Source organism: Pseudomonas sp. MD195_PC81_125 (genome assembly GCF_014060985.1).
Classification (GTDB): domain Bacteria; phylum Pseudomonadota; class Gammaproteobacteria; order Pseudomonadales; family Pseudomonadaceae; genus Aquipseudomonas; species Aquipseudomonas parakoreensis.
The window spans coordinates 1-6,291 of sequence record NZ_JABULD010000116.1 but is presented as its reverse complement, the minus strand read 5'-3'; the positions used below and the strand labels follow the sequence as shown (position 1 = coordinate 6,291).

Here is a 6,291-nt window from a genome sequence, read left to right as displayed (position 1 = left end):
GTAAGCGGGTCGTATTCGAGATCAGCATTATTGATAGGGAGTGCAAGAGATCCCTTCATGTTTTCTTTGGCGTAGTTGAATTCGGTAAGAAACTCTTTGAGCGACTCAGAAGAAAGTCGCAGTTCCTCCGTATGCCTGACGTAGGAAATGAAATTACGCTCGGCAGGCACGTACATGATCTGAGGCAGGTGATATTCCTCTGCCTTGGATGGACTGATATGCATACGGCCATGAACATATTTGATCGTGAAGGCATCGCCTTCATAGTCGATTTCTGTTTCGTTTTTCTGACCAGACGAAACGTAGTTTTCGAGCCGATGATAGGTTAGAAACGGTTTGGTGAGTCGATCCTTTTCCTCAAACCATTTTTTATCGTAATCCCCTCGAACCAGCGCTTTTTCAATCCACGAGAAAGTCGAAAAGAGCTTGGCTAACGTGCTTTTCCCTGAGCCCTGATTACCCACGAACACGGTCACGCGCTTGAACTCTATCCAACCATCGTTTTTTACACCATCACGGATAGGGCCAAAGTGCTTGACGCGTAAGCGAGGCATTGATTACTCCAAGAAGATTGAGCTCATACGGTAATGCGGTGAAGCATATCAGGGAGAGGGGGAAAGGGGAGACGCAAATGAAACTGGATGTGGAGCAAATGACGTCTGATTCATGGCCAGTGAATAGCTCTGCCTTCTTCTAATGGCAGAGCTGTTCGAATCAATCAGAACTTGTACGCCTGACGCCCCACCAGCAACCACCTCCCAGCCTGCTTCTGCCAGATCTGGAAGTTCTCGATTTCGGTCGGCACGATCTCGGTGCCTTTGATGGCCAGCGCCGAAAAGTGATGACGCACCAGTGCCGTGTCACCGGAAAGGGTGATGGTCTGGTTCTGCATTTCGAGTGTCTTGAATGCACTTTTGCCGGTTTCGATGTCGGCGATGAACGCTTTCTTGTCCTGGATCTTGCCGCTGGAGTGGCCGTAGGTCAGGTTGTCTGCCGTCAGGGCGGTCAACTCAGGGATATTTTTGTGCAGCATCGCCTGGGTAAGATGATCGACTGCCTGGGCTACGTCTTGTTCTGCCGGAGCAGGGGCAGCCATGGCATAACTGTTGAGTGCACAGAGAAATCCGATCAGGAGTCGGGTTTTGGTCATGGGACTGTTTCCTTGTTGTTATGGGTTTAACTGATCGCGTTAATAACGTTCGTCAGTCATCGTACAACTTAGCAGGTTTCAGATTGACCGAACAATGGTCATAGACGGTCAGCCGCTGGTTGCGCGGTCATGGAAAGGATTGCAGGCCTCAGTCACAGCTCCATGGGATCATGTTCAGCCCAAACCGGCCGATAACGCCCAGAGCGGAAAAAGACTCTCAAGTCGGGAACAGACGCGCGGGTTTGCCCTGACGTGATATTCTTCGCGCCAACTTGGTTTGACCTAATTCGGTTGGCCTGCCTTTTTGGCAGGCTGACGGACTCCCTGTCGCTCAAGTAGCTGAAGCCAATAATGATAAAAAGTCAGTTCAGAAGGGACATTAACTGAGGTCGATGCGGTACGTCGGCCTTGTGTGCCCACCCGTCAACATTGCAGTGTGAAGGTGCCCGCGACCCTGGCCTGAGTGTCGCGACAAAAGGCCCTCATACCCACAACAGCGGCGGGCGGAAGGCGTTTTATCATAGGTGCAACAGATGTTTAAGAAAGTGAACACAGCCTTGCTCGGGCTGGCTTTGGCGATGGGGATGTCGTCCGCCAATGCTGCAGAAGCAAAGAAAGTCGACGTTCTGTTGATCGGCGGCGGCATCATGAGCACCACCCTGGGTGTGTGGATCAATGAGCTGGAGCCAAGCTGGTCGATGGAAATGGTCGAGCGCCTCGATGGCGTCGCCCTGGAAAGCTCCAACGGCTGGAACAACGCCGGTACTGGTCATTCGGCGCTCGCCGAGCTGAACTACACCCCGGAAGACGACAAAGGCAACGTGACGATCCCGAAAGCCGTCGAGATCAACGAAGCGTTCCAGGTCTCCCGTCAGTTCTGGGCCTGGCAGGTTCAGCAAGGCGTTCTGAAGAACCCTCGCTCGTTCATCAACACCACGCCGCACATGAGCTTCGTGTGGGGTGACGACAACATCAAGTTCCTGAAAAAGCGCTACGAAGCCCTGCAGGCGAGCCCGCTGTTCGCCGGCATGCAGTACTCCGAAGACCCGGCTGTGATCAAGAAGTGGGTCCCGCTGATGATGGAAGGGCGTGACCCGAACCAGAAAATCGCGGCCACCTGGAGCCCGCTGGGTACCGACATGAACTTCGGCGAAATCACCCGCCAGTTCGCCGGTTACCTGCAGACCAAGCCTAACTTCGACCTGAAGCTGTCCAGTGAAGTCGAAGACATCACCAAGAACGCCGATGGCACCTGGCGCGTCAGCTACAAAAACCTGAAAGACGGCACCAAAACCGAAACCGATGCCAAGTTCGTGTTCATCGGCGCTGGTGGCGGCGCTCTGCACCTGCTGCAGAAGTCGGGCATTCCTGAAGCCAAGGAATATGCTGGCTTCCCGGTAGGCGGCTCGTTCCTGGTGACCGATAACCCGGCCATCGCCGAGCAGCACCTGGCCAAGGCCTACGGTAAAGCTTCGGTTGGCGCACCGCCGATGTCGGTTCCGCACCTGGACACCCGTGTTCTGGACGGCAAGCGCGTCATCCTGTTTGGCCCATTCGCGACCTTCAGCACCAAGTTCCTCAAAGAAGGCTCGTACCTGGACCTGCTGACCAGCACCACCACCCACAACATCTGGCCAATGACCAAGGTCGGCATCAAGGAATACCCGCTGGTCGAGTACCTGGCCGGGCAACTGATGCTGTCGGATGAAGACCGTCTGAACGCGCTGAAGGAATACTTCCCGAACGCTAAAGCCGAAGACTGGCGCCTGTGGCAAGCCGGCCAACGCGTGCAGATCATCAAGCGTGATGAAGCCGCTGGCGGCGTGCTGAAACTGGGCACCGAAATCGTTGCTGCACAAGACGGCTCCATCGCCGGTCTGCTGGGCGCATCGCCAGGCGCGTCGACTGCTGCACCGATCATGCTGAGCGTGCTGCAGAAAGTCTTCAAAGACAAAGTCGCTACCCCTGAGTGGCAAGCCAAGCTGCACCAGATCGTTCCAAGCTACGGCACCCAGCTGAACAACGATCCGGCCAAAGTGGCACAAGAGTGGGCGTACACCGCCAAGATCCTCGAACTGCCAACGCCTCCGGTGATCGGTCAGGCTGCTCCGGCTGCACCAGCAGCTGAGAAAGCTGAAGCACCGAAGGAAAATGCTGCACGTGACATGGCGCTGTAACCACACGCCAGATGCACAAAAGCCCACTGCACCGGTAACGGTCAGTGGGCTTTTTTTTGTGCCAAAAAACCCGCTGTAGGAGTTGCCGCAGGCTGCGGCAGCGCCTACACAGGTTTTACGTTTGCCAGGTAGGCGCCCAACCGCCGTCCCATTTCCTCGCCGAGGGCCTGCAACCCACTCAACGGCCGCACCATCACCTCGAACTCGATAATTTTCCCGCGCTCATCGAAGCGAATCATGTCGATCCCCTTCAACTCTTTCGTCCCCACCTTGGCACTGAACTCCAGCACCACATTCAAACCATCGGCAGTCGCCAGTTCACGGTGGTATTTGAAATCTTCAAACACGTTGAACACGGTGTTGAGGATCATCGTCACCACAGGTGCGCCGGGGTAGGGCGAGTGGGCCATGGGCGAGCGGAACAGCGCATTCGGATCAAGCAGCTCGGGCAAGGCCGTGAGGTTGCCGGTGCGGATCATCTCGTGCCAGCGCTTCAAGGATTCGGCGGCGTTGGGGTGCAGGTTCAGTTCGGACATTGACCACTCCTGGAATTGTTGTTGTTTTTCGCTCGACGGCAATCACTCTAGTTCAAAGCGGCGTGCCCTCGAATCTTTGTGTGCCGGTCTGAATATCACGCCATGTCCGGAACAGATCAGTTTGGTATCTGATCCGTATTTTTCTGTTGGATCTGCCTCTGTAACCGGCTCAGTCAGGCGCTCAGAATAGCCCGGCAATCCGGTCACCCGCGGCTGCCCTTCATCCCGAAGCGCCCGGTGCACCGCAAGCTCAACATTAAGGAGAGCAGCATGAACAAGATGGCGATTTTCCTCGGTGGGTTTCTGACCTTGACCATTCTGATCGGAATGCTTGCGACAATTTCTCCGGTCTGACCCCGGCAGCACTCCACCAGACTCCAGCGCCCTTTCTTTTCGAAGGGCGCGACTGTTTCTACTGCGTTGTCATTTTTTCGCATCACACTGTACTGGTGTCCGTCCGCTAACTGGACTAAACCGGGATATCCAGTCCCGGAAATGTTTACTGTGCCTGATCTGTCATGGACTCGTTGATCAACGCTGCCGGTCGTGCGCTCGCGGTGGGTGATCCGCTGGCCGCGTTGAAGCTCGTCGCCTTGCGTGAAGACCCGCCTGCGTTGGCGCTACGGGGCATCGCCATGGCTCAGCTCGGTGATGTGTCCCGAGCCAAGGCGCTGCTGCAGCGGGCGGTCAAGGCGTTCGGCGCCAACGAGCCGTTGTCCCGAGCGCGCTGCGTCGTGGCCGAGGCCGAAGTGGCGCTGGCGACGCGGGATCTGGGCTGGCCGGTGAAAGCGCTGGAGGCGGCGCGGCAGCTCTTGCTCGATCACGGCGATCAACTGAACGCTGCGCATGCCCGCTATTTGCAAATCCGCCGGCTGTTGCTGATCGGCCAGCTCGATGAGGCGCAGGCGTTGCTCGCCGCACTTGATCCCACCGCGTTGCCCCCGCCGTTGCGGGCCGCTCATGGATTGATGACGGCCGGTATTGCGCTGCGTCAAGTGCAGGCGCACAACGCGCGGGCGGCGCTCGAGCTTGCACAACGGGCGGCGCAGCAAGCGGCTATTCCCGCGCTGACCGCAGAGACCGAACAGGCCTTGCACATGCTCGATGCACCTGCGGCGCAACTGATTGTGTCAGGCCGGTCTCAGACCGTGACGCTCGCGCAGGTTGAAGCGTTGTTCGCCTCGCCGGCGCTGGTGGTCGATGCGTGTCGCTACAGCGTGCGCGGCGCGGGGATGACAGTGGCCCTGGCGACGCGGCCGGTGCTGTTCGGTCTGCTGCGGATGCTGGCTCAGGCGTGGCCGGAAGATGTGTCGAGAGAGGCGCTGATCGCTCAGGCGTTTCGCTTGAAACTAAGCGACGAATCCCATCGCGCACGCCTGCGGGTGGAGATCGGCCGTTTGCGTTCGGCGTTGCAGCCCCTGGCGCGGATCATCGCGACGGCGCGCGGTTTTGCCCTGGTCGCCGAGGATGTGGCGTTGCTCACCTTGCCGGTCGAGGATAAATACGCCGCGCTGCTGGCCTTGCTCGCCGATGGCGAAGCCTGGTCGAGTTCGGCGCTGGCGTTGGCGTTGGGCTGCAGTCAACGGCAAGTGCAGCGTTCACTGGAAGCACTGGCGCAGGCGGATAAAGTGCAAGGGTTCGGTGTGGGTCGTGCGCGGCGCTGGACCACGCCGCCGTTGCCGGGTTTCGCGACGATCTTGTTACTCCCGGTGTCGTTGGGCAATGGCTAGGCTGGACACTCCTACCAACGAGGAAGGCAGCATGAAACAGGCAAACGCAGAAATCCTTCGTGAGTACGGCCCGTTCGACGGCGTCGAACGTGTCCACGGTGTGACCTTCGACGGCCAGCACGTGTGGTTCGCCAGTGACGGCCAGCTCAATGCGCTGGACCCGGCCAGCGGCGAAACCGTGCGCACGCTCAAGGTCGGTGCCGACGCTGGCACCGCGTTCGACGGCCAGTACCTGTTCCAGATCGCCGACAGCCGTATCCAGAAAATCGATCCGGCCACCGGCCGTGTGCTGAACACCGTCCCGGCGCCGGGCGGCGGCAACGATTCGGGGATGGCCTGGGCCGAAGGCTCGCTGTGGATCGGCCAGTATCGCGAGCGCAAGATCTATCAGGTCGATCCGGAGACTGGCGCGGTCTTGCGCACGCTGGCGTCAGACCGCTTTGTCACCGGGGGTCACCTGGGTCGACGGCGCGTTATGGCATGGCACCTGGGAGGGCGATGAAAGTGAACTGCGCCGGGTTGATCCGCAAGATGGCGAGGTCCTGGAGCGTTTGAAGATGCCTGCGGGGACAGGCGTTTCCGGGCTGGAAGCGGATGACGGCGAGCGCTTTTACTGCGGTGGCGGGGGGAGTGGGCGGCTGCGGGCGGTGCGGCGGCCCAAGTGATGGAGGGTGCCTGTTCTGGCCCTTCGCGAGCAG

The 6,291-nt window shown here is 58.7% G+C and carries 5 protein-coding genes and 1 pseudogene; 3 read left to right on the top strand and 3 right to left on the bottom strand.

Going from position 1 to position 6,291, the window contains the following annotated elements; all coding sequences use genetic code 11:
- A partial coding sequence (locus HT737_RS05010; protein WP_220459310.1) for a hypothetical protein occupies positions 1 to 554 on the bottom strand: 554 nt, incomplete at its 3' end.
- A 164-nt stretch (positions 555 to 718) separates the two neighbouring features.
- On the bottom strand, positions 719 to 1,150 hold the full coding sequence (locus HT737_RS05005; RefSeq protein ID WP_182401700.1) for a nuclear transport factor 2 family protein: 432 nt from the start codon (positions 1,148 to 1,150) through the stop codon (positions 719 to 721).
- 533 nt (positions 1,151 to 1,683) lie between these two features.
- On the opposite strand from HT737_RS05005, the gene mqo reads away from it, so the two are divergent.
- Positions 1,684 to 3,327: a malate dehydrogenase (quinone) gene (gene mqo, locus HT737_RS05000; protein ID WP_041073501.1), complete on the top strand. Its 1,644-nt coding sequence runs from the start codon at positions 1,684 to 1,686 to the stop codon at positions 3,325 to 3,327.
- A 104-nt stretch (positions 3,328 to 3,431) separates the two neighbouring features.
- On the opposite strand, the gene HT737_RS04995 is transcribed toward mqo, so the two are convergent.
- Positions 3,432 to 3,863, bottom strand: a complete 432-nt coding sequence (locus HT737_RS04995; RefSeq protein ID WP_182401698.1) for a nuclear transport factor 2 family protein — start codon at positions 3,861 to 3,863, stop codon at positions 3,432 to 3,434.
- Between the two features lie 518 nt (positions 3,864 to 4,381).
- On the opposite strand from HT737_RS04995, the gene HT737_RS04990 reads away from it, so the two are divergent.
- Both HT737_RS04990 and HT737_RS04985 read left to right on the top strand, forming a co-directional pair.
- Positions 4,382 to 5,593, top strand: coding sequence for a helix-turn-helix domain-containing protein (locus tag HT737_RS04990; RefSeq protein WP_182401696.1), 1,212 nt, complete (start codon positions 4,382 to 4,384; stop codon positions 5,591 to 5,593).
- A gap of 31 nt (positions 5,594 to 5,624) precedes the next feature.
- Positions 5,625 to 6,258, top strand: a pseudogene (locus tag HT737_RS04985) (glutamine cyclotransferase).
- Positions 6,259 to 6,291: the final 33 nt, after the last annotated feature.